The following is a 21,078-nucleotide window of genomic DNA, read 5'->3' as shown; positions in this document are numbered from 1 at the left end:
TGGCGTAAGTCACGGTCGAGGTCTTTCGATCCGTAGGACTAGGCCCCGGAGTTGGTGTTGGCGCACCGCCGGGGCCGTTCTATTGCCGCGAACGTAGAGCGCCTTTACGTTGCGGCGCAAGCTGACTACGGAACGTCACCCTTGAGGGTGACGCGCAGCTCAACTCCCCGTTCGGACTGGTTGGTTGGCTTCTATCTCCCAATCAACCAACCCAGGGAGGAGCTCGGGGCTCGGAGCTTGAGCTCCGGGGTGAACTGCAGGAAAGTCCCGCTCGGGGGCCGTAAATGGCCCTGTTCGGCGGGACTTTATTGAGAACGGGTGGCGTACCCGAGGAAGGCGGACCAGGCGGACGCCGGGAGGGTCAGGCGGGGGCCGGTCTCCGGGGGGAGCTTGGAGTCGCGTACGTGGATGGCGGTGGGGCAGGGGGCTATCTCTACGCAGGCGCCGCCTTCGCCATCGCTGTACGTGGACTTTCGCCAGTCGAGGGCGACTTCGAGGCAAGCATCCCCTTCGGGACCGCTACGACTGGACTTGAACCACTTCAGCTCATCGCTCACAGGTCTCCGCCATCCGCTCGATGAAGCGTGCCGACTCATCGGGGTCGAGAGCCATGCCGCGGATCATGCTAAGTCGTTCAGTCTGAGCGCTCATGACTTCCGGGTCGGCGGTCAGCTGACTCGTTGATGGCGCCTCCGTATACGCGAGACGTTCGTGATCCCGCGTCTCCAGCAGAATCATCTCGCCATGCAGGGCAGCAGTCATCGCCCGACCGAACGGCAGTACCTGGATCGACACGTTATGTCGGCGACCAGTATCCAAGAGGTGCAGCAGCTGATCCTTAGCAACGTACGGATTGACCAGCGCCGCCTCGTACACGACATAGCTGCACGCCACGAGCGGCTTACGAGTGTGAATTTCCTGTCGCTCCAGCCGCGCAGCAACCCGTTCCTCGATGGTCTCCTCATCCAAGGGCGGGACATGGTTACCGATCAACCTCCGCGCGAACGACTCCGTTTGCAGCGGCCCTGGGACCAGCAAGGGCTCGTACCACCACACGGTGATCGCCTGCTGCTCGTAAAGCATGAAGTCCTGCGCCCGAGCCGGAAACTTCTCCGCCCTCACGTACTCCTTCGCCGCACTCAGCAGCCCATCCGCATTGCAGAGCTCATCCGCCGCGTCCAACGCCCGAGCCGTAGGCATGCGAACGCCTTGCTCCATGGCCTTGATGGTGTCCGGAGAGTAGTTGGAGGCGGCCCCCAGCTCCTCACGCGTGACGCTCGCCTTGGTCCGCCACCGCTTCATCTGGTTGCCGCTGTAACGCCAAGTCGGGTTGTACTGAACGGACACAACAACCCCCTCCGGCGGATACACCGCGTTGTGTATCCCCTCAGTCACTACCGAGAGTAGCCCCGCGCAACGCACCGTGTAGCCATGACGAACGCAATCCACTGGCCCGAGTGGGTCCCCATGGCGGGGCACCATCTCCGCATGTCCGGCGTCCACTTCGACGCGCTGCGGATTCAGGGCGCACCAGGGGGACTGGTCGCCGCGCGGCTGGTCAGGGAGACGGGGGATGACGCGGGCCCCGTCATCTGCGAGGCATCGGGCGCCCGGTGGATGTACTTCCTGGTGGCTCCCGGTACGGCCAAGGACCACAGCTGGCCGCTTGGCGTACAGCGCTTCGGCACGCCGCGCACGGTGACGTACATCGGGGTTCCTGCGCTGGCGGGCAACACGTGGCCGCTGAGCTGGTACAGCGAGCCGACGCCCACGGCTCCGTACGTGGAGCCGGCCCGGCTGCTGAAGGCGCTGGGGCCGGTCGGGAGGTAGGGGGGATTGGGGGTGGTGGATGTCGGAGTTCTGGACTATTCTGAAAACGCAACTAGTCGAGAAGGACGGAAAGACGGGGACGGAGGGCTGAGCAGGTGCCGGAGTTCAGTTCCGCGTGGCTGCGGGCGGCGCTGCCGCTGTGTCTGCTCGGGATGCTGGAGCGCGGAGAGAGCTATGGGTACGCGCTGCTGCAGGAGCTGAGCGCGGCCGGGATGGCCAATGCCAAGGCGGCCACCCTCTACCCGGCCCTGACCAGGCTGGAAGAGGAAGGCGCCGTCGACATCCGCTGGAGTGCGGGCGAGGGCGGGCCCGGCCGGAAGTACTACAGCCTCACGGACGCGGGGCGCGAGCGGCTGGTCGTCGAGTACCACGCGTGGCGCGACTTCGACGGCGTGGTCACGGCCTTGGCCGGCTCGAAGGATCAGCGAGAACTGGGGGAACACGATGACGCGAACGGACGGCAGGGCACAGAAGCAGAGGCAGGAGCAGGAGCAGAAGGCTGACTGGGGCAGTGGCGATGACGCGCGGTGGGCCGCCGAGTTCGAGCTCGCGTTGGCCGTCGAGCACTCGGCGCCGGACGGGCTCGCCGAGCAGGTGCTTGAAGAGGCTCGGCTGACTGGCGTCGAGGCGGGGATACCCGTCAGGGAGATCTTCGGCAACCCTGCCGCGTACGCAGAGACGGTGGCCGCCGAGCGGATCGACGAGGCGCACCGCAGCTCAGTCGACCTCGAAGGCTTCGCCGCAGGTGATCGGTTCACCAGCTCGTTGCTCTTGGCCGGTGGGCAGGTCTTCCTGTTCGGTGTCGTGTTGTGGGTCAGTGGCGGGCTCTGGATCGATGTCGGCTGGCCCACGGGTGGCGCCGGTCTGCTGCTCACCGCGCTCGTCGTACTCGTCACCGGTGTCATTCCCGAACTGCGGGCTGCCGGGCGGCTTCGCGCGGGGAGGGTTGCCGCCGTCTGCGCCGGGGTGCTCGTCCTGGCCTGCGCGGCAGGGTTCACCGCAATACCCCGTGGGCCCCAAGTGAGCATTCCGGCACCGTCGTTGTTCGTCGTCGGCGCGCTGCTGGGTGTGCTGGGGTGGAATCTCTCCCCCGCGCGCGTCGGGCGCTGGTTCCGCGAGCGGGCAGCCGAGCCTTCCGAGGGGGTACGGCGGGACGACGACGAGGCCTGGCTGAAGCGACTCTCCGCGTTGCTGCGGGGGCGGCACGGGGTTTCGGCCGGCGAGGCCGCGCGGTGCGTGGCCGAGGCGCGGGATCATCTCGCCGCTTCGGGCGGACGTGCTGTCGACGAGTTCGGGGACGTCGACGTCTACGCGCTGCGGCTCAGCGAAGGGCCCCAGAAGCCACGGCGCGCGGCCCGGGCCGAGTTGATACCCACCGTCCTGTTCACCGGGGGCCTTCTCTGGTGGGGCCTCGACCTGGTCAACGATCCGGAGCCCGCGTCGCCATGGTTCTGGGCCAAGGTCGCCGTGCTGGTTGCCGGCATCTGGGCCTGGGTCACCACGACGTGGTCCCTGTGGCAAAAGCTCCGCCCGGCCCGCACGGGCGGGGCGGGCGGGCCGGGCGGCACGGACAGCACGGCGTGAGCTCTGTCCGGCCCTGGTATGCCGGGGTCGGATACTGCACCGAGCGCAGGCCCAGGGGCCCGGTTACTGCACCGAGCGCAGGCCCAGGGGCCCGGCGATCTCCTCCGCCATGACCTTGCCCGCTGCCTCGGCGAGCGCGTCCTCGGCCAGGTCTTCGTCCGTGTCCAGGCCGTTGAGGTCTTCGAGGGGCTGGTTCAGACGGATGTGGGCCACCAGGGACTGGAGGGCACGCAGGGCGCCCGAGGCGGTGGAGCCCCAGTTCGAGAAGTAGGAGAACTGCCACCACCAGAGGGCCTCCACCGTGCGGCCCGCGCGGTAGTGGGCAAGGCCGTGGGAGAGGTCGGCGATCACGTCTGCCAGGTCGTCCGAGATACGGCAGGCGACCGGAGCCTTGCGGGGCTCGTAGGGGTCGAAGACCTCGGAGTAGACGTCGATCGGCTCCAGCATGGCGGCCAGGCGCTCGCGCAGGTCGTCCACGTCGCGCTCGGGGCCGAGGTCGGGTTCGTAGCGCTCCTCGGGGACGATGTCCTCGTGTGCGCCCAGGCGGCCGCCGGCGAGGAGGAGTTGGGAGACTTCGAGGAGTAGGAAGGGGATCGCCGAGTCCGGCTCGTCGCCCTTCGCCACCTCCGTCACCGCGACGATGAAGCTCTCGATCTGGTCCGAGATCTGGACCGCGAAGGAGTCCGGGTCCTGGGCGGCGGCGTGCAGGAGGACCGTGGGCTCGGGGGCGTCGATCGGCTCCAGGTCGGCCATCGGCCCGCGCGTGACGATCGGCTCGCGCGCGACGGTCGGTGTCGGCTCAGGGGCGGCCGTCACTGCCTGCTTCGACGTCGACTTCGGATTCGTGGACTTCTCAGGCTGCTTCTTAGACATCTAGGAGTCGTCTCCCCTCGAAGGCGCGGCCCAGGGTGACCTCGTCCGCGTATTCCAGATCTCCCCCGACAGGGAGCCCGCTGGCCAGGCGGGTTACCTTCAGGCCCATGGGCTTGATCATGCGGGCGAGGTACGTCGCTGTGGCCTCCCCCTCCAGGTTGGGGTCCGTGGCGAGGATCAGCTCGGTGACCGTGCCGTCCGCCAGGCGCGCGAGCAGTTCTCGTATCCGCAAGTCGTCCGGGCCGACGCCCTCGATGGGGCTGATCGCTCCACCCAGTACGTGGTACTTCCCCCGGAACTCACGCGTACGCTCGATCGCCACGACGTCCTTCGGCTCCTCGACGACGCAGATGACGCTCAGGTCGCGGCGCGGGTCGCGGCAGATGTTGCAGAGCTCTTCCTGCGCGACGTTGCCGCAGGTCGCGCAGAAGCGGACCTTGTCCTTCACTTCAAGGAGGGCGTGCGCGAGGCGGCGTACGTCCGTCGGCTCCGCCTGCAGGATGTGGAAGGCGATCCGCTGCGCGCTCTTGGGACCGACGCCGGGCAGCCTGCCCAACTCGTCGATGAGGTCCTGAACCACGCCTTCGTACACGGGGTGCCTTTCCTGTCCTGCTCTTGCCGAGTATCGCGTCTTGCCGAGTATCGCGGTTTGGTACGTACGGTAGTTGGCCTCTGGCCCTCTTAGAAGGGAAGGCCGGTCGGCCGCTAGAAGGGGAGGCCCGGGATGCCTCCGCCGCCCAGACCCTGCGCGAGCGGGCCCAGCTTCTGCTGCTGAAGCGCCTGCGCGTTCTCGTTGGCCGCCTGGACCGCCGCGACGACCAGGTCCGCGAGGGTCTCGGTGTCCTCAGGGTCGACCGCCTTGGGGTCGATCACCAGGCCGCGCAGCTCACCGGAGCCGGTGACCGTCGCCTTGACGAGGCCGCCGCCCGCCTGTCCTTCGACCTCGGTGCGCGCGAGTTCCTCCTGCGCGGTCGCTAGGTCCTGCTGCATCTTCTGAGCCTGCTGGAGCAGCTGCTGCATGTCGGGCTGGCCACCACCGGGGATCACGATCAGCTCCTGTCTCGAATGTTCTGGGACGGTCTGTGGAGGTATTTACGGTGGATTTTCCACCTGGAACGAGCCTACGTGGTCGGGGGAGCCATCGCCCCAGCACTCTTTCGAGTGAGACCAGCCGTCCTCCTATACCTGATCAAGCGGCTCTTCCGGGCGGAAATACCTCGAATCCGGGCTCATGGCCACCCATTGGGCGGTAGGACTGGGGCTGCGCATGACTTCAGTCGCGTCAGTCGCATCGGTCGCATTGGTCACGGGAGTCGCTGCAGTACCAGCTGTTACGGGGCGTGCACCGTGAGGAACCGCCGCAGGGAAAAGTCAGGGATCTCGTAGAGGTAGAGGGAGTGCCGGGTGAGCCAGCCGGAGATGCAGCCCGAGGGGGTGCCCCAGGAGGGGCAGGGTGCCGGGGCGGGTCCGCAGCAGGGCGTTTCTGGTGGTGGTGCCGGTAGTGGGGCCGGTGAGGATCTGGTGGGGCGGGCCTTTCCGCTCGGCGACTGGGGGGAGCCTGCTCAGCGGCTCGACGAGTTGTACCGGTGGGTGGAGCGGGGGGCGCTCAACACCGTGCGGTGGTACCTCTCCGACCGGGCGTGGAAGCGGCGAGGGGCGCGGCTCGCGCGGGTCGGGGCGGCGGTGGGGGCCGTGGGCGCGGGGGTGTTTCCGCTGCTCGATCTGGCGGGGGCAGTGGGGGGCGTTGCCACGTGGGGGTTCGTCTCGCTGCTCGCGGGGGCCGCGTGCGTGGGGTGCGACCGGTTCTTCGGCCTCACGTCCGGGTGGATGCGGGACGTGGCCACCGCGCAGGCCGTGCAGCGGCGGCTTCAGGTGCTGCAGTTCGACTGGGCGTCGGAGAGTGTGCGGGAGGTCCTCGGGCCTACCGAGGGGACTGCCAGTGAGGCCGCCGAGCGGTGTCTCGGGGTGCTTCGGCGGTTCTCGGAGGATGTGACCGAGCTTGTGCGGGCGGAGACCGCGGACTGGATGGTGGAGTTTCGGTCCGGGCCCGCGCCGTTGGCCATGCAGGCGGCGGTTCCTTCCTCCCGGGGGGAGGCAGGGGCTTCTCTTCCCGCGCGGGCCGCGTTGCCGCCGGGGGCTCGGCCGCCGAACATGCCTCGGCAGCGGCCGCCTGAGCCTCGGTGAGGGGCGCTGGCGCTGGCTGGGGCCGGGCGGGTGCGGGTCGGGGCGGGCCCTGCGGGGCCTCCCCAATCCCGCCCCTTCCCGAAACTGGGGCTCCGCCCCAGACCCCCTACAAGATGTCCTCGAACGCCGGACGGGCTGAAAGGTACTCAGGGTCAGCTGTAGATGATCATGGAGCCTTGCGCCAGGCTTCTGGTTGTCGCCGCGTGGAGGCCCAGCCATACGTGGCGTTCCCGTGCGAAGGGGCTGTCGTCGGGGGGAGCCGGGGCCGCCGGTTCCTCCAGGGATGTGGGGCCCCGGGGCGGGGTCGGAGGGCGCGGCGGGTTGGCCGCGTCGATGCCGATGGACGGGGCCACGAATTCCAGTTCCCGCAGAAGCGCGTGGGACGAGCCCAGCGGGCCGCCCCCGGAGAGGAGTTCGTCGTTCGAGAGAGGGGCGGGGAAGTCCACCGGGACGTACGCCCCCGCGTGGTCGTAATGCCAGACCAGGTGCGACTGCTGGGCCGTCGAGTCGAACATCTCCAGCAACTGCTCGTAGTCACCGCCCAGTTCGTCCACGGGCGTGACCTCAAGGCCGCAGACCTGCAGCAGATACGCCCGGCGCAGGAAATGCAGCGCGTCGTAGTCGAAGCCCGCCACCGGGGCGACGTCCCCGGAGAGGCCCGGCATGTAGGCGAAGACGGGGACGGAGGGCAGTCCCGCCTCGTGCAGCGCCTTGTCGTACACAGCGATCTCTTCGGCGAAGGGATTGTCGGGGCTGTGGCACAGCACGTCGACGAGCGGGACCAGCCACAGGTCACAGGCCAAGGGGGCTCCTCATGTCGGACATCGGACGTTCCTCGCGTTCAGGCAGCGTAGTCCGGGCGGACGCCCGCTAGCTGCCCCTGTGCAGATCCCAGATCCACACCCCGTCTACCCACTTTCCGGGCCGGTCAAGGAGTTGCTCCACCGTTGCCCGCAGTGCGGCGTCGTGCTCCTGGGGCGCGAGGACCAGGACGCCCGCCTTCCAGTACGTCAGATCCTCGCGCGCCGCCCTGCGCCAGGCGTCCGTGAGTTGCGGGGCACGGCCCGACGAGCGGACGTCCGCCAGGAGGTTCGAGGTGTTGCGGGGCGAGGCGCCGTAGATGCCGATGCGGTCCGGGCCCCAGGGCCCGTTGAAGTAGCCGCCGGGCAGGCTGAAGCCCAGGTCGGCGGTGGTCTGCCAGTGCAGCGCCTCCGCGCCGGCCGGGTCCGGCAGCGGTATCGGTACGAGGGACTCGCCGTCGCCCACGTACTTCCGCCAGGTCCCGTCGGCGATGAACGCCGGGGGCTGCGCCCGCTCCACCGCACGCAGCGGCGCCGGCACGATCGGCAGGAGCGCGAGGGCGACCGCGGCCACGCCCGCGTACCGCGCCGCCGTCGCCCGGCGCCCGGGAGCCAGGAGGCGGGCGAGCGCCAGTGCGAGCAGCATGCCGAGCGCCGGAGCGCACACCATCGCCACCCGCGACTCGATGACCGACTCGAAGAGCGGGGCGTGCGCCAGGGGCGCCCACGGGCCGGGAAGCACGATGTCCGTCAGCGGAATCCGGAACTTCGGTCCCAGGGAGAGGACCGCCGCCGCGACGGCCGTGAACGCGAGCGCCTTCACCACCGCCTGCTCCCAGAGACGTACGACGACGGCGAAGGCCAGCGCGACCAGGGGCCAGCCATAGAAGGCGTTCTGCTCGGTGGGGTTCTGGGCGAGGGCGCTCGCGGTCTCCGCGCTGCCCGCGAGCGAGCGTTCCGCGAAGGAGAGGAGGGCGAGCGGGCTGTTGCCCGCGTTGTCGCCGTGCAGCACGCTCGTGTAGCTCTGCGGCCCGAAGAACTGCCAGTACAGCGGGAAGGCGACCAGCGGGACCGTGACCGCCACGGCCACCCCGAGGCCGCGCGCCAGGGGCCGGAACGCCTCCCTCGCCACGTCCTTGCGCACCACGCCGTACGCCGCCGCGAACAGCAGCATGCCCATCGCCGCGAGCAGCAGCGGTTCCTCGCCGAGGAAGATCTGGTAGGTGGTGAAGAGGCCGAGGACGACCCCGTCGCGTACAACTCTGTCGCCGTCGCCCTCGCAGAGGCGCAGTGCCCTGTCGATGATCAGCGGGATCATGAACAGGACCATGAAGTTCGGGTGCGCGTGGGCGTGGCTGATCATCGGTGGCGCGAAGGCGGCGAGCGCCGCGCCGACGGCCGCCGCGCCCCGGTGCCGTACGAGACGCCTGAGGATCAACCAGTACCAGGCGACCGCCGTCGCGGCCAGGCCGAGCGTCATCGCCGCGTTCAGGGCTACCGCCGGGCCGAAGAGCCAGGTCACGGGGGCAAAGGGGACGGAGAGGCCGAGCATGACCGTGTTGGCCATGAGGTTCACGCCGTCGGGGAAGTTCTGGAGGGTCGTGAAGAGGGGGTTGTGGAGGTGGCGGACGTTGTCCGCCGTCACCGCGAAGAACCACTCCCACTGGTTCTGGTCCTGGAGGGAGTCGGGGAGATAGCGGTCGCCGGGTGCGACCAGGCGGCCCGAGTAGAGGATGACCGCCATGGAGAGGAAGAGCGCCGCCACGAGCCAATCCGCCGGGCGGACGGCGCGGACCTTGAGCGAGGTCAGTTCGGCGAGGACCTTCACGTAGTCGAAGGGGCGGACCTTCGAGCCCTCCTGGTGCGCCCAGCGCACCGGCACCTCGGCCACCGGCCAGCCGGCGCGGCGGAAGTACTGCAGTATCTCGACGTCTATCCCCCAGCCGCGCAGGCGGGACGCGGCGAAGGCTTCACGGGCACGGTCGCCGTCGAAGAGCTTGAAGCCGCACTGGGTGTCGCGGACTCCGGGGACGGCGACCGTTCGTATCAGGAAATTGCCGCTGCGGCCGAGGAGCTCGCGCAGTCGGTGCTGGTGGGCCTCGATGGTGGCCTCCGCGCCCGCGCGGGAGCCGATCGCCGCCTCGTGGCCGTCGGTGAGCGCCTTGTCCAGGCACTCCAGTTCCTCGATGGGGGTGGCCAGGTCGGCGTCCGTGATCAGTACGCGGTCGCCGCGCGAGGCGAGGACGCCCAGGCGCAGGGCGTGGCCCTTGCCGCGGTTGCGGTCGGAGTGGATCAGCTGGACGCGGACATCGGCGGCCTCGGCGTCGGCCGCGATGTCGGGGGTGGCGTCCGTGGAGCCGTCGTCCACGACGATCAGCTCCCACCGGGGGCGTTCGCCGTCGCCCGCGTAGCCGTCGTCGAGATACGCCCGGATAGCGGCGAGCGTCGGCGCCAGGCGCCGTTCCTCGTTGTAGGCGGGGACGACGACGGTCAGATCCACACTCATGCAGCGGCCGCTAGACGTTCGATGAGGGCGAGCGAGTGGGTGTTGTACTCGTCGATGATTCTGTGCGCGGCCTCGGGGTCGCGGTGCGCGAGGGCGTCGACGAGCTCGGTGTGCCGGGCCCAGAGGGTGCCGCGCAGGTCGCCGTCGCCGCGTTCGACGGCGCGGCGCAGGTAGGTGACGGCGCAGACCCAGGACTGGACGCGGATGCGGTGCAGGAAGTCCGAGAGGTAGGCGTTGCCGAAGAGGGCGCTGAGTTCGCGCCAGAAGCGCAGGTCGTAGCCGATGAGGACGTTCAGGTCGCCCGCGCAGGCGGCGCGGGCGGCTTCCTCGCCGCGGCGGCGTACGGAAAGGAGCGCGGCGGCGGCTTCGCTCTGCGGCTTGGGTCCCAGCGGGGTGCCGTTTCTCGCGAGGTCGCGGAAGATTCCGTCGGCGACGAGCCTGCGGGCCTCCAGCATGCCGCGGTAGTCCGCGAGGGAGTGCTCGTGGACGCGGTAGCCGCGGTGCTGGTCGGCGTCGAGGAGGCCTTGCGCGGCGAGGTTCACCAGGGCTTCGCGGACGGGGGTCGCGGAGACGCCGTACTGCTCGGCGATCTCCTTGACCGTGAACTCCTGGCCCGGCTCCAGACGACCGCCGAGGATCTCGTCGCGCAGCGCGTCGGCGATCTGCTGGCGCAGAGTGCTGCGGATGACGGCGGGGCCGTCGGTGCCGGGCATCTGGGGTCCCTCGGAGTCGTCGTACGGGTCGCACTTGCTTACGAGCACGTCAGACTACGCGGTCGGGGTTCCCGGGGGCCGGGGCCGTTCTCGGGCGCGGGGCAATCGGGTGGGTGGGCGGGAAAGATCCGCCGCGAAGCGGCGGCACAGGCGGCGACGGCCCCGCGGCCGGCAACGGCGGGCGTCGGCCCCGGGCCGGGCCGGGGCGGGGCGGCCCCGGCGCCCGGGGGCCCCGGGGCCGGTCCGGTCAGGCCGTGTGTTCGTCCGCCACCGCCAGCGCGGCGTCAAGGGCCGCCAGGCCCTCCTTGGCCTCCGTGTCCGTGATGTTGCACGGGGGGACCACGTGGGTGCGGTTCATGTTGATGAAGGGCCACAGGCCCTGCTTCTTCGCGGCGGCGCCGAACGCGGCCATCGGGGCGTTCGCCTCGCCCGTGGCGTTGTACGGGACCAGGGGCTCGCGGGTCTCCTTGTTCTTGACCAGCTCCAGGGCCCAGAACATGCCGAGTCCGCGGACCTCGCCGACGCTCGGGTGCCGTTCGGCGAGCTCGGCGAGGGCGGGAGCGATGATCTCCGTGCCGACGCGGGCCGCGTTCTCGACGATGCCCTCGTCCTCCATGGCGTTGATCGTCGCCACCGCGGCCGCGCAGGCCAGCGGGTGGCCGGAGTACGTGAGACCGCCGGGGTAGGGCCTGCGGGCGAACGTGTCGGCGATGGCGGAGGAGATCGCGACGCCGCCGAGCGGGACGTAACCGGAGTTCACGCCCTTCGCGAAGGTGAGGAGGTCGGGGACGATGCCGCCGTCGAAGTGGTCGGCGGCGAACCACTTGCCGGTACGCCCGAAGCCCGCCATCACCTCGTCCAGGATGAGGACGATGCCGTGCCGGTCGCAGATCTCGCGGACGCCCTTGAGGTAGCCCGGCGGCGGGGTCATGATGCCGGCGGTTCCGGGGACGGATTCGAGGATGATCCCCGCGATGGTCGCGGGGCCCTCGAAGGCGATGGTGTCCTCCAGGTGCTGGAGGGCGCGCTCGCACTCCTGCTGCTCGTTCTCGGCGTAGAACGCGCTGCGGTAGAGGAACGGCGCCCAGAAGCGGACGACGCCCGCCGAGCCGGTGTCGGAGGCCCAGCGGCGGGGGTCGCCGGTGAGGTTGATCGCGGCGGCGGTGGCGCCGTGGTACGAGCGGTAGGCCGAGAGGACCTTGGGGCGGCCGGTGTGGAGGCGCGCCATGCGGGTCGCGTTCTCCACGGCCTCCGCGCCGCCGTTGGTGAAGAAGATCTTGTCCAGGTCGCCGGGGGTCCGCTCGGCGATGAGGCGTGCGGCCTCGGAGCGGGCTTCCACGGCGAAGGCGGGGGCGAAGGTCGTCATCTCCGCCGCCTGCTTCTGGATCGCGGCGACGACCTTCGGGTGCTGGTATCCGATGTTCGTGAAGACGAGGCCGCTGGTGAAGTCGAGGTAGCGGTTGCCTTCGTAGTCCCAGAAGTACGAGCCCTCGGCGCCGGCTACGGCGAGGGGGTCGATCAGCTCCTGGGCGGACCAGGAGTGGAACACGTGTGCGCGGTCTGCTGCCTTTACGGCGGCGCCGACCTGGGGGTTCGGGTTCGGCTGAGGGGTCATGGGGGCGAGGGTAAGTGTCCACGGTGTGGACTGCACATGGGCGTCCTGTTTCGCGGGGGCGGGGGGCACTGGACAGTGTGTCGGGGGCTTTTCCCCGACCCCGCCCGCCGGACGGACTATCAGTCGTCCGCCACCACCCTCGCCCCCGGCCGCCCGTCCGCCCCGCAGCGGATCTCGTACGGCAGGTCGTCCTGGTCATCGTCGTCGTCGCTCGGTTCCGCTTCCAGACGGGCCACCCTGCCCGGGCCCCGTTCCACGTCGTCGTCGATGTGGAAGCCGTCCGACGGGCTCCACGAGACCAGGTACACCGTGCCGTCCTTCCGGCACTCGACCGTCGCCGTTCCGCCCGTGAAGCGCAGGGTCGACCGCTCCGATACCGGTTTGGGGGGCGTGCTGGACGGCGAAGGCGATTTCGGCGGGGGAGACGCCGATGCCGACGTAGCTGCAAGGGCTCTCTCCACCGCGCCCTCGTCCAGGGGACGGCTGTGCGCCGCGTTGCCGCTGTCCGAACTGGCCAGCTGCCAAGCGCCCAGCGCTCCTGCGGCCGTACCCATCGCCACCCATGCCGCGGTCACCGCCGCGCTCCGCCACTTCCTCATCCGGCCACTGTGCCGCACAGTTTCCTAACGCCCGGTTAAGGGCTGCCCAAAGCACCTGACTACGGTGGATGTATGGCCCATCTTCTCGTCGTGGAGGACGATCCCCAGCTGCGCGGTGCCCTGGTGCGGGCTCTGCGCGACAAAGGACATGCCGTCGCCACCGCGCCCAGCGGCATGGCAGGTCTGGACGCCGCGGTCACCCACCGCCCCGACCTCGTCGTGCTCGACCTGGGGCTTCCGGACGTGGACGGCGGGCAGGTTCTTCGCATGCTGCGTGCCGTCAGCGACGTACCCGTCATCGTCGCGACCGCCCGCGACGACGAACCGGAGATGGTGGCCGTCCTGGAGAACGGCGCCGACGACTACATCGTCAAGCCGTTCGGCGCCGCCCAGCTGGACGCCCGTATCAAGGCGGTCCTGCGCCGCCTCGGTGCCGCCGAAGTGGCCGAGGAGCCCCTGCGCGTGGGGGGTCTGGCCATCGATCCGGCCGCTCGCGAAGTCACCCTGGACGACGGTCCTCTCGATCTCACCCCCCGTGAGTTCGACCTGCTCTCCTACCTCGCCCACCGCCCCGGCCAGGTCATCTCCCGCCGCGAACTCCTCGCCGAGGTATGGCAGCAGCCCCTCGGCGGCGCCGACAAAACCGTCGACGTCCATCTCTCCTGGCTCCGCAGAAAGCTCGGCGAGACCGCTCAGGCGCCTCGCTACCTCCACACGGTCCGCACGGTGGGCGTAAAGCTGACGCCCCCCGAAGAGAGCCCCGCCCCCCAAGACCCGGCGGCCGGCTGATGCGACGCAGTCTTCTCCTCCTCACCGCCGCCACCACCGCCCTCGTACTCACCGCCCTCCTCGTCCCCCTCACCCTCCTCACCCGCACCCACGCCGCCGACCGCACCACCGCCGAGGCCACCGCCCGTGCCCAGTGGGTGGCGCACGCCATCGGGCCCGCCCTCGCGACCCCGGACGAGCGTGAGACCGCTGAGCAGACCGTGGAGAGCGTCAACACGCAGGATCTGCCGACCACTTCGCTCGTCCTCGCCGACGGCAGCGTCATCGGGCCCGATCCCGGCGGGGCGCCCCGCGTCACGGACTCCATCCGCCTGGCCCGCACCGGACGCGCCTTCACCTACGAACCCTCCACCGGCGGGCGTCAGGTCCTCGTCCCCGTGCAGGGGGCCGCCGGCGGTACGGCCGTGGTGCAAGTGACCCTCAGCGACAAGCAGCTGTACGCGGGGACCATGACCTCCTGGCTCGTGCTCGCCGGGATCGGGGTCGGCCTCGTCCTCATCGGTCTTCTCCTCGCCGACCGCCTCGGCGCCCGCCTTGTCGGCGCCACCCGCCGCCTCGCCCGCACCGCGGACCGCTTGGCCGCAGGCGACCTCACCGCGCGCGCCACCCCGGAAGGCCCGCCCGAACTGCGCCTGGTCGCTGGCCAGCTGAACCACCTCGCCACCCGCATCGACGAACTCCTCACCGCCGAGCGCGAGAACGCCGCCGACCTCGCCCACCGCCTGCGCACCCCCGTGGCCGCCCTGCGCCTGGACGCGGAGACCCTCCGCGACTCGGAGGAGGCCCAGCGCATCGCCGCGGACGTCGCCGCCCTGGAACGCAGCGTCGACGACGTGATCCGTAAGGCCCGCCGCCCATTGCGGGACGCCCCTTACGCGGACCTGGCCGCCGTGGCCCGCGAACGCGCGGCCTTCTGGCTGCCGTTGGCAGAGGATCAAGGACGTACGACGGAGACCGAGACAGGGTCAGCGGCGGAAGCCGCTCCCGTACCCGTGCCCGAAGACGACCTCACCGCCGCCATCGACGCCCTCATCGGCAACGTCCTCGACCACACCCCCCAGGGCACCCCGTTCCGCATCACCGTCCGCACCACCCCGGAAGGACAGGCCGAACTCACCGTCGCCGACGAAGGACCCGGCCTCCCCGCGACCTACGCGGCCGCACGCGGTTCCAGCGGCGGCGGCTCCACGGGGCTCGGCCTGGACATCGCCCGCCGCACGGCGGAATCCGCGGGCGGCACCTTCGACATGGCGTCGGACGCCAACCGCGGCACCCGCGTGACGCTCACCTTCCCGCGTGCGCCCCGGACGCCTCCGCAGCCCTCGGAAACGCGACCCGGACCGCCCGGGCCCACCGATTGACCCCGAGCTCCGGCCGCAGCGCGGCGAAGCCGCCGCAGTACTTCGTGAAGTCGGCGGCCCGCACTCCGTACCGGTGCAGGACCCGGTCGGCCTCGGTCAGGTGCCCTTGCGTCTTGGTCTCCACCAGGACGAGCCCGGAGTCCGCCGCCACCGACCGCCCCGTGGCCACGTCCCGCACCACGAGCCCGGCATCACACGTGATCCGCTGCCCGTCGGCCACGAAGGTCGCCCGCTGGTACTCCGTGACCAGGGCCGTGGTCAGACCGCCCGGAGCCTCGATTCCGTACGACCCGCTCAGCACACCCGCGAGGAAGCCCTGGCGCTCGGAGTCGAGCACACGGTCGTCGCCCTCAAGACGCTGCCGGTGCTTGACCGTCTCGCCGCGGCCGCTCTTCAGCTTGATCTCGAACTGCCGCTCGCCGCTGTCCTGGTAGACCCGCTCCCGGATGCGGTAGCGCAGCCGCCTGCCCTGCCGGTGATGGTGATAGGTGAGCAGCTCAGGGGTGTCGTAGTACGTCGAGTGGTAGCTGAACCAGCGCTTTCCGCCGATGCTCAGGGCCCGGAAGGGGCCCGAGGCGCGGCGCGGGTCCGTGAGGAGCGCGGCCAGGTCGTCGAAGATCTCGACCGGCACGAGATAGCTGTTGTCGTAGCGGGCGAGCAGTTCGGCGCGCGCGTTGACCTCGTCGAGCGAGATGGGGTGCGCGGCGAGTGCGGCGCGTCCGATGGCGCGTACGGCGGGGTTCACACGGTCTCCTTCTGGGGGACGGGGGCAGGCGTGCGGGACCGGGTCGTGCGGCGTCGTGGTGCTGTACGTATGAACTCCCCGGCCCGCTCGGAAGGTTCCGGTTGCCGGAAGCGGACTTCCAGAACCATCAGGTCACGGACGTAGTCGATCTCCTGGACGGTCCAGCCGAGCGGCTCGCCCAGGCGCCGCGACAGCTCGGCACGCAGGGCGGTCTCCTCGCGGTACACGGCGTCCAGAGTGATGACCGCACGCCGGTCACCGGCGAAGAGGCGGGGATGGTCGGCGCCGTACATCACCAGGAGCAGCACGGCCGCGAGCCCGGCGGCGACCGGCAGATCGAGGCCCGGAAGGCCGCAGAGCAGGCCCAGGACGAGGGTGATGAAGTAGTACGCCACCTCCTGGTGCTGCACCGCGTCCGAGCGGAGCCGGACGATCGAGAGCACCCCGAAGAGCCCGAACCCGAGCGCGAGACCGCCGTTGCCGCCGGCGCTCGCGAGGGCGGAGACGACCGCGAAGAGCGCGACGTTCAGGGCGAGGTAGGCGGGCACCAACTCCCTTCTGCGGTGGCGTGGATAGAAGACCCCGAAGGTCAGGAGGGTCACGGCCACCAGATCGAGGCCGAGATGGGCGGCCATCTGTCCGAGGTTCTCTGCGCTGTCCATGACCAGGACGCTAGGGAACGGCGGGTTAAGGGCGCCCCCAGCGGGAGTTAACGAGCCCCGGACGGTCGCACGGCCGAGTATCGGCGATGCATTGACAGCATGCTGTCTTTTTGACAGCATGCTTACATACGCACCGACACAGGCACCATGCACCACGCCATGAACCACCCCACCCCGTGGAGGCAGTCATGACCCGCAAGCCCGTGCACCTCGCCGTTTACGACACGCTCGCCGACTGGGAGCCCGGTTACGCCACCGCGTACCTCGCCCGCGCCGGGTACGAGATCCGCACCGTCGCCGCCGACTCGTCCGCCCCCGTCACCACGGCGGGCGGCGTCCGCATCCAGCCCGACCTGGCCCTCGCCGACCTGCGTCCCGAGGACAGCGAACTGCTGATACTGCCCGGCGCCGATCTGTGGGACACGGGCGACGACCTCGCCCCCTTCGGCCGCGCGGCCCGCGCCTTCCTCGACGCGGACGTGCCGGTCGCCGCGATCTGCGGGGCCACCGCCGGGCTCGCCCGCGAAGGGCTGCTCGACGAGCGCACGCACACCAGCGCCGTGTCGTTCTACCTCGCGGCCACCGGATACAAGGGCGGCGAGCGGTACGTGGACGCCGACGCCGTCACGGACGGCGGGCTGATCACGGCGGGGCCGACCGAGCCCGTGGCCTTCGCCCGCGAGATCCTCGGGCGGCTCGGCGCCTTCGAGGGCGCGAAGCTGGACGCCTGGTACCGCCTGTTCCACGACTCGGACGCGTCCGCCTACGAGGTGCTCGAATCGTGAGCGCCGACCGCGACCAGGCGTCTGCCGACCGCGACGAAGCGCCCGAGGAGCGGGTGCGGGAGCAGCAGGACCTGTTCTCCCGCACCGCCCTCGGCGCCTTCCGCCTCAACGGCCAATTCCTCTCCGTGGCGGACGACTTGGCCAAGACGGGCGACCTCACCGCCGCCTGGTGGCAGGTGCTCGGCGCCGTCCTGCGCGAGCCCCTGCCCGTCGCCGGGATCGCCCGCGCGATGGGCATCACCCGGCAGAGCGTGCAGCGCATCGCCGATCTCCTCGTGCGCCGCGGCCTCGCCGAGTACGTGCCGAACCCCGCCCACCGCCGCGCCAAGCTCCTGCGCCCCACGGACGAGGGCCTGGCCGCCGTCAGGAAGATCGACCCCGGCCACGCGGCATGGGCCGCCCGGCTCTCGGACGCGCTCGGCGAGGAGGAATTCGCCGAGACCGTAAGGGTGTTGGAGCGGCTTTCCGGCGTCCTGTCCGGCCTGGATACGGAACAACCCGTTACGGAGCCGTAGCAGGCAGTCCGTGCGCCGATGTCGCAGCGCCCCACTATCCTCGATCTGTTGCACACCAACGGGGGAGGTCGCGCGGCGATGGAAAAGCTCGGGCCCGGGGATCCACAGCGAATAGGCGCCTACCGGCTGCTCGCGCGGCTCGGCGCGGGCGGCATGGGGCACGTCTATCTGGCGCGGTCCGACCGGGGACGTACGGTCGCGGTGAAGCTGGTGCGTGAAGAACTCGCCGAACAGGAGGAGTTCAGGAACCGCTTCCGGCAGGAAGTGCAGGCGGCGCGGCGGGTCGGCGGCGCGTGGACGGCGCCGGTGCTCGACGCGGACACCGACGCGACGATCCCCTGGCTGGCCACGGGATATGTCGCGGGGCCCTCGCTCCAGAGCGTCATCTCGCACGACCACGGGCCGCTGCCCGAGCGGTCCGTGAAGATACTGGCCGCCGGACTCGCCAACGCGCTCAAGGACATTCACGCGGCGGGCCTCATCCACCGCGACCTCAAGCCGTCGAACGTACTCGTCACGATCGACGGACCCCGCGTCATCGACTTCGGCATCGCCCGCGCGCTCGAAACGGTGACCGACGGCGGTCTGACCCGCACCGGCGCGCTCGTCGGCTCGCCCGGATTCATGGCGCCCGAGCAGGTGCGGGGCGACCGGATCACGCCCGCGTGCGACGTGTTCTGCCTGGGTTCCGTCCTCGCGTACGCGGCTTCGGGCGCGCTGCCGTTCGGCACGGCCAACAGCGGCGTGCACGCGATGATGTTCCGCATCGCGCAGGAGGAGCCGAACCTTCAGGACCTTCCGGAGGAGCTGGCCGAGCTCGTCGGCGACTGCCTGCGCAAGAACCCCGCGGACCGGCCCTCGCTGCAGCAGCTCCTTGAGCGGACCGGCGCGGAGGACACGCTCGGCGACGGCGGCCGGACGCGCGACCCTTGGCTGCCGGGGGCGCTCGTGGCTCAACTTGGGCGTCACGCCGTGCAGTTGCTGGACACGGAGGACCCGGACGAGGGCGGGTCCCAGGCGCCGCCCGCGCAAGGCCCTGGAGGAACGGCGAACCCGCCGGTGTCGCTCGCGCCGCCGAGAGAACTGACGGCGGGGAACAGCGAGGGCGCCGCGCCCAAGCCGGCCTGGGCCGACAGTGGGGCTGGGGCTGGAGCCGGGGCCGCCGCCGGAGCCGCTGCTGCTGCTGCTGCCAAGCCCGCGCCCGTCGAAGGGGACACCCCGCCGCCGCCCGGCAACCCGGGCGACTCCTCCCTCGACCACCTCCCCACGATGATCACCAACGGCCAGGCACCGCCCCCCACTCCCCCGCCGGGCCCGTCGTACGGCTACCCACAACAGCACCCCCAGCCCCAGCAGCACCCCCACACCCCGCCTCCCGGCTACGGCTACCCCCAGCAGGGCCCGTACGGACCGACGCCTCCCTACGGACCCACACCTCCGTACGGCCCTCTCGTCCACCCCCGGCCCGAGCCCCCGCGCCGCAGCGGCCGGTCCACCGCCGCGCTCATCGCGGTGGCCGTCATAGTGGCCATAGGAGCGGGCGGCACGGTGTACGCGGTGATGAAGGGCGACGGCACCACGAAGGCGGGCGGCACGAACTCCAAGTCGCCCTCCGACAGCGCTCCTTCGACGCCGGGCACGCCGTCCGGGGAGGACTCGTCTCAGGCCGAGGACCCGCCCACGACTCCCGCTTCCAAGGAGGAGGACGGCACCGTCCCTGACAAGTTCCTCGGCACCTGGAACGGCTCCATCCAGAACGACCTGGGCAGCAACTCCCGCCAACTCGTGCTCCAGCAGGGCGACGTCGGCGACACGATCATCTCGATCACGGCGGACGGCCCGACCGACACGGGCGGCACGTACCACTGCGTGTTCCAGGGCAAGCTGGAGTCGGCGAGCGGCAACACCCTGCGCGTCGGCCCGACGGACGTGATCGTCGGCGAGCCCGCGACCTCCTGCAAACCGGGCCAGGCGAGCACGATCACCCTGCTCTCGAACGGCAGGCTGCACCGCGAGAACACCGGCACGGACAAGGGCCTGACGTACGACAAGCAAGGTTGAGCGGGAGCGGGAAACGACGGAGGGGCGCCCCGGCAGAGCCGGAGCGCCCCTCGGTCACGCGGCTAGATGAACGAGTTGATCTCGATCGTCTCCGTGCGGCCCGGGCCCACGCCGATCGCGGAGATCGGGGCGCCGGACATCTCCTCCAGGGCCTTCACGTAACCCTGCGCGTTCTTCGGCAGGTCGGAGAAGGTCTGGGCCTTGGTGATGTCCTCGGACCAGCCGGGGAGGTACTCGTAGACCGGCTTCGCGTGGTGGAAGTCCGTCTGGTTGTACGGGAGTTCCTCGACGCGCTTGCCGTCGATCTCGTACGCCACGCAGACCGGGATCTGCTCCCAGCCGGTCAGGACGTCCAGCTTCGTGAGGAAGAAGTCCGTCAGGCCGTTCACGCGGGTCGCGTAGCGCGCGATCGGCGCGTCGAACCAGCCGCAGCGCCGGTCGCGGCCGGTGGTGACGCCGCGCTCGCCGCCGATGCGGCGCAGGTCCTCGCCGTCCTGGTCGAAGAGCTCGGTCGGGAACGGGCCCGCGCCGACACGCGTGGTGTACGCCTTCAGGATGCCGATGACGCGGCTGATCTTCGTCGGGCCCACGCCCGTACCCGTGCAGGCGCCGCCCGCGGTCGGGTTCGAGGAGGTGACGAAGGGATACGTGCCGTGGTCCACGTCCAGGAGCGTGCCCTGGCCGCCCTCGAACAGGACGACCTTGTCCTCGTCGAGCGCGTCGTTGAGGATCAGCGTCGTGTCGGCGACGTACTGCTTGATGTTCTCGCCGTGCTCCATGAGCTGCTCGACGATCTGGCCGACCTCGATGGCGCGGCGGTTGTAGAGCTTGGTGAGGAGCTGGTTCTTGACCTCGAGAGCCGCCTCGACCTTCTGCTCCAGGATCGACTGGTCGTAGAGGTCCTGGACGCGGATGCCGGTGCGGTTGATCTTGTCGGCGTACGTCGGGCCGATGCCGCGCCCGGTCGTACCGATCTTGCGCTTGCCGAGGAAGCGTTCCGTCACCTTGTCGACGGTCACGTTGTACGGCGTGATGATGTGCGCGTTACCGCTGATCAGAAGCTTCGACGTGTCGACGCCGCGCTCGTTCAGACCGCTCAGCTCGGAGAGCAGGACCGACGGGTCGACGACGACTCCGTTGCCGATGACGGGCACGCAGTCCGGGGAGAGAATCCCGGAAGGGAGGAGATGCAGCGCGTACTTCTGGTCGCCTACGACGACCGTGTGGCCGGCGTTGTTGCCGCCCTGGTAGCGCACTACATAGTCCACGGAGCCACCGAGCAGGTCAGTGGCCTTTCCCTTGCCTTCGTCACCCCACTGAGCACCGAGCAGCACAAGTGCGGGCACAGGCGTACACCCCTTCCGGGCGGGGCATGTCCAAGGTCTGGGGGCCGTAGCCGCCGTATGGGTGTGCCTTGGATGCTGCCCCGGAATAGACGAAGCCCCTGGCGCAATAG

General features: G+C 70.4%; 22 protein-coding genes. 9 read left to right on the top strand and 13 right to left on the bottom strand.

Features of this window, described 5'->3' with window-relative positions; translation table 11 throughout:
• Nucleotides 1–305: 305 nt before the first annotated feature.
• Together ACWFR3_RS33305 and ACWFR3_RS33300 are read right to left on the bottom strand one after the other, a co-directional pair.
• Nucleotides 306–557 (bottom strand): DUF397 domain-containing protein, encoded by a 252-nt coding sequence (locus tag ACWFR3_RS33305; RefSeq protein ID WP_453738405.1) that lies wholly within the window; start codon nt 555–557, stop codon nt 306–308.
• Entirely contained in the window at nt 547–1,347 is an 801-nt protein-coding gene (locus ACWFR3_RS33300; RefSeq protein WP_453738404.1) for a helix-turn-helix domain-containing protein, read from the bottom strand. The genes ACWFR3_RS33305 and ACWFR3_RS33300 overlap by 11 nt, the downstream gene beginning before the upstream one ends.
• Nucleotides 1,348–1,431: 84 nt before the next feature.
• Between ACWFR3_RS33300 and ACWFR3_RS33295 the strand changes: the two genes are divergently transcribed.
• From ACWFR3_RS33295 to ACWFR3_RS33285, 3 genes are all read left to right on the top strand, one after another.
• On the top strand, nt 1,432–1,830 hold the full coding sequence (locus tag ACWFR3_RS33295) for a hypothetical protein (protein ID WP_453738403.1): 399 nt from the start codon (nt 1,432–1,434) through the stop codon (nt 1,828–1,830).
• A 95-nt stretch (nt 1,831–1,925) separates the two neighbouring features.
• On the top strand, nt 1,926–2,333 hold the full coding sequence (locus tag ACWFR3_RS33290) for a PadR family transcriptional regulator (protein WP_453738402.1): 408 nt from the start codon (nt 1,926–1,928) through the stop codon (nt 2,331–2,333).
• Entirely contained in the window at nt 2,275–3,414 is a 1,140-nt protein-coding gene (locus ACWFR3_RS33285; protein ID WP_453738401.1) for a hypothetical protein, read from the top strand. Before ACWFR3_RS33290 ends, ACWFR3_RS33285 begins: the two co-directional genes overlap by 59 nt.
• Nucleotides 3,415–3,477: 63 nt before the next feature.
• Here the strand turns inward: ACWFR3_RS33285 and ACWFR3_RS33280 are convergent, their stop codons facing one another.
• The 3 genes from ACWFR3_RS33280 to ACWFR3_RS33270 form a co-directional block, all read right to left on the bottom strand.
• Entirely contained in the window at nt 3,478–4,167 is a 690-nt protein-coding gene (locus ACWFR3_RS33280) for a DUF5063 domain-containing protein (protein WP_453738413.1), read from the bottom strand.
• Nucleotides 4,168–4,279: 112 nt separating this feature from the next.
• On the bottom strand, nt 4,280–4,879 hold the full coding sequence (gene recR, locus ACWFR3_RS33275; RefSeq protein ID WP_030781910.1) for a recombination mediator RecR: 600 nt from the start codon (nt 4,877–4,879) through the stop codon (nt 4,280–4,282).
• Between the two features lie 113 nt (nt 4,880–4,992).
• Entirely contained in the window at nt 4,993–5,334 is a 342-nt protein-coding gene (locus ACWFR3_RS33270) for a YbaB/EbfC family nucleoid-associated protein (RefSeq protein ID WP_190084082.1), read from the bottom strand.
• A gap of 357 nt (nt 5,335–5,691) precedes the next feature.
• Here ACWFR3_RS33270 and ACWFR3_RS33265 point away from each other — a divergent pair, with 357 nt between their 5' ends.
• Nucleotides 5,692–6,471 (top strand): SLATT domain-containing protein, encoded by a 780-nt coding sequence (locus tag ACWFR3_RS33265; protein ID WP_453738400.1) that lies wholly within the window; start codon nt 5,692–5,694, stop codon nt 6,469–6,471.
• Nucleotides 6,472–6,623: 152 nt separating this feature from the next.
• Here ACWFR3_RS33265 and ACWFR3_RS33260 read toward each other — a convergent pair whose 3' ends face one another.
• The 5 genes from ACWFR3_RS33260 to ACWFR3_RS33240 all read right to left on the bottom strand — a co-directional run bounded on the left by ACWFR3_RS33260 (nt 6,624) and on the right by ACWFR3_RS33240 (nt 12,704).
• Entirely contained in the window at nt 6,624–7,274 is a 651-nt protein-coding gene (locus ACWFR3_RS33260; protein ID WP_453738399.1) for a hypothetical protein, read from the bottom strand.
• Between the two features lie 67 nt (nt 7,275–7,341).
• Complete coding sequence (locus ACWFR3_RS33255; protein WP_453738398.1) at nt 7,342–9,777, bottom strand: glycosyltransferase; 2,436 nt, start codon at nt 9,775–9,777, stop codon at nt 7,342–7,344.
• The gene (locus ACWFR3_RS33250; RefSeq protein WP_453738412.1) at nt 9,774–10,490 is read right to left on the bottom strand and encodes a GntR family transcriptional regulator; all 717 of its coding nucleotides are present in this window, start codon (nt 10,488–10,490) and stop codon (nt 9,774–9,776) included. Before ACWFR3_RS33250 ends, ACWFR3_RS33255 begins: the two co-directional genes overlap by 4 nt.
• 247 nt (nt 10,491–10,737) lie before the next feature.
• Nucleotides 10,738–12,105 carry an aminotransferase class III-fold pyridoxal phosphate-dependent enzyme gene (locus ACWFR3_RS33245; RefSeq protein ID WP_453738397.1) on the bottom strand — a complete coding sequence of 456 codons (1,368 nt, stop codon included), beginning with the start codon at nt 12,103–12,105 and terminating at the stop codon, nt 10,738–10,740.
• A 119-nt stretch (nt 12,106–12,224) separates the two neighbouring features.
• Nucleotides 12,225–12,704, bottom strand: coding sequence for a hypothetical protein (locus ACWFR3_RS33240; RefSeq protein ID WP_453738396.1), 480 nt, complete (start codon nt 12,702–12,704; stop codon nt 12,225–12,227).
• A gap of 72 nt (nt 12,705–12,776) precedes the next feature.
• Here ACWFR3_RS33240 and ACWFR3_RS33235 point away from each other — a divergent pair, with 72 nt between their 5' ends.
• Together ACWFR3_RS33235 and ACWFR3_RS33230 are read left to right on the top strand one after the other, a co-directional pair.
• A complete protein-coding gene (locus tag ACWFR3_RS33235; RefSeq protein WP_453738395.1) occupies nt 12,777–13,493 on the top strand; it encodes a response regulator transcription factor in 717 nt (238 codons plus the stop codon).
• Nucleotides 13,493–14,854 (top strand): sensor histidine kinase, encoded by a 1,362-nt coding sequence (locus tag ACWFR3_RS33230; protein WP_453738394.1) that lies wholly within the window; start codon nt 13,493–13,495, stop codon nt 14,852–14,854. Before ACWFR3_RS33235 ends, ACWFR3_RS33230 begins: the two co-directional genes overlap by 1 nt.
• Here the strand turns inward: ACWFR3_RS33230 and ACWFR3_RS33225 are convergent.
• Together ACWFR3_RS33225 and ACWFR3_RS33220 are read right to left on the bottom strand one after the other, a co-directional pair.
• The gene (locus ACWFR3_RS33225) at nt 14,778–15,599 is read right to left on the bottom strand and encodes a VTC domain-containing protein (RefSeq protein ID WP_453738393.1); all 822 of its coding nucleotides are present in this window, start codon (nt 15,597–15,599) and stop codon (nt 14,778–14,780) included. The two genes, ACWFR3_RS33230 and ACWFR3_RS33225, sit on opposite strands and share 77 nt — an antisense overlap.
• Nucleotides 15,596–16,261 carry a DUF4956 domain-containing protein gene (locus ACWFR3_RS33220; RefSeq protein WP_453738392.1) on the bottom strand — a complete coding sequence of 222 codons (666 nt, stop codon included), beginning with the start codon at nt 16,259–16,261 and terminating at the stop codon, nt 15,596–15,598. Before ACWFR3_RS33220 ends, ACWFR3_RS33225 begins: the two co-directional genes overlap by 4 nt.
• Nucleotides 16,262–16,449: 188 nt before the next feature.
• Between ACWFR3_RS33220 and ACWFR3_RS33215 the strand changes: the two genes are divergently transcribed.
• From ACWFR3_RS33215 to ACWFR3_RS33205, 3 genes are all read left to right on the top strand, one after another.
• Nucleotides 16,450–17,046: a DJ-1/PfpI family protein gene (locus ACWFR3_RS33215; RefSeq protein WP_453738391.1), complete on the top strand. Its 597-nt coding sequence runs from the start codon at nt 16,450–16,452 to the stop codon at nt 17,044–17,046.
• Entirely contained in the window at nt 17,043–17,561 is a 519-nt protein-coding gene (locus tag ACWFR3_RS33210; protein ID WP_453738390.1) for a MarR family winged helix-turn-helix transcriptional regulator, read from the top strand. Before ACWFR3_RS33215 ends, ACWFR3_RS33210 begins: the two co-directional genes overlap by 4 nt.
• A gap of 78 nt (nt 17,562–17,639) precedes the next feature.
• Nucleotides 17,640–19,622 carry a serine/threonine-protein kinase gene (locus ACWFR3_RS33205; protein WP_453738389.1) on the top strand — a complete coding sequence of 661 codons (1,983 nt, stop codon included), beginning with the start codon at nt 17,640–17,642 and terminating at the stop codon, nt 19,620–19,622.
• A gap of 62 nt (nt 19,623–19,684) precedes the next feature.
• Here the strand turns inward: ACWFR3_RS33205 and ACWFR3_RS33200 are convergent, their stop codons facing one another.
• On the bottom strand, nt 19,685–20,968 hold the full coding sequence (locus ACWFR3_RS33200) for an adenylosuccinate synthase (RefSeq protein WP_453738388.1): 1,284 nt from the start codon (nt 20,966–20,968) through the stop codon (nt 19,685–19,687).
• Between the last annotated feature and the right edge of the window lie 110 nt (nt 20,969–21,078).

The organism is Streptomyces sp. NPDC055189, from assembly GCF_053606765.1.
This window is presented reverse-complemented; position numbering and strand designations above follow the sequence as displayed.

Bases quoted from the DNA above. Each gene is read 5' to 3' on its own strand.
- ACWFR3_RS33295 (WP_453738403.1), top strand. From the start codon at position 1,432: ATGACGAACGCAATCCACTGGCCCGAGTGGGTCCCCATGGCGGGGCAC.
- ACWFR3_RS33285 (WP_453738401.1), top strand. From the start codon at position 2,275: ATGACGCGAACGGACGGCAGGGCACAGAAGCAGAGGCAGGAGCAGGAG.
- ACWFR3_RS33280 (WP_453738413.1), bottom strand. From the start codon at position 4,167: ATGGCCGACCTGGAGCCGATCGACGCCCCCGAGCCCACGGTCCTCCTG.
- ACWFR3_RS33255 (WP_453738398.1), bottom strand. From the start codon at position 9,777: ATGAGTGTGGATCTGACCGTCGTCGTCCCCGCCTACAACGAGGAACGG.
- ACWFR3_RS33250 (WP_453738412.1), bottom strand. From the start codon at position 10,490: ATGCCCGGCACCGACGGCCCCGCCGTCATCCGCAGCACTCTGCGCCAG.
- ACWFR3_RS33245 (WP_453738397.1), bottom strand. From the start codon at position 12,105: ATGACCCCTCAGCCGAACCCGAACCCCCAGGTCGGCGCCGCCGTAAAG.
- ACWFR3_RS33240 (WP_453738396.1), bottom strand. From the start codon at position 12,704: ATGAGGAAGTGGCGGAGCGCGGCGGTGACCGCGGCATGGGTGGCGATG.
- ACWFR3_RS33235 (WP_453738395.1), top strand. From the start codon at position 12,777: ATGGCCCATCTTCTCGTCGTGGAGGACGATCCCCAGCTGCGCGGTGCC.
- ACWFR3_RS33230 (WP_453738394.1), top strand. From the start codon at position 13,493: ATGCGACGCAGTCTTCTCCTCCTCACCGCCGCCACCACCGCCCTCGTA.
- ACWFR3_RS33220 (WP_453738392.1), bottom strand. From the start codon at position 16,261: ATGGACAGCGCAGAGAACCTCGGACAGATGGCCGCCCATCTCGGCCTC.
- ACWFR3_RS33215 (WP_453738391.1), top strand. From the start codon at position 16,450: ATGACCCGCAAGCCCGTGCACCTCGCCGTTTACGACACGCTCGCCGAC.
- ACWFR3_RS33205 (WP_453738389.1), top strand. From the start codon at position 17,640: ATGGAAAAGCTCGGGCCCGGGGATCCACAGCGAATAGGCGCCTACCGG.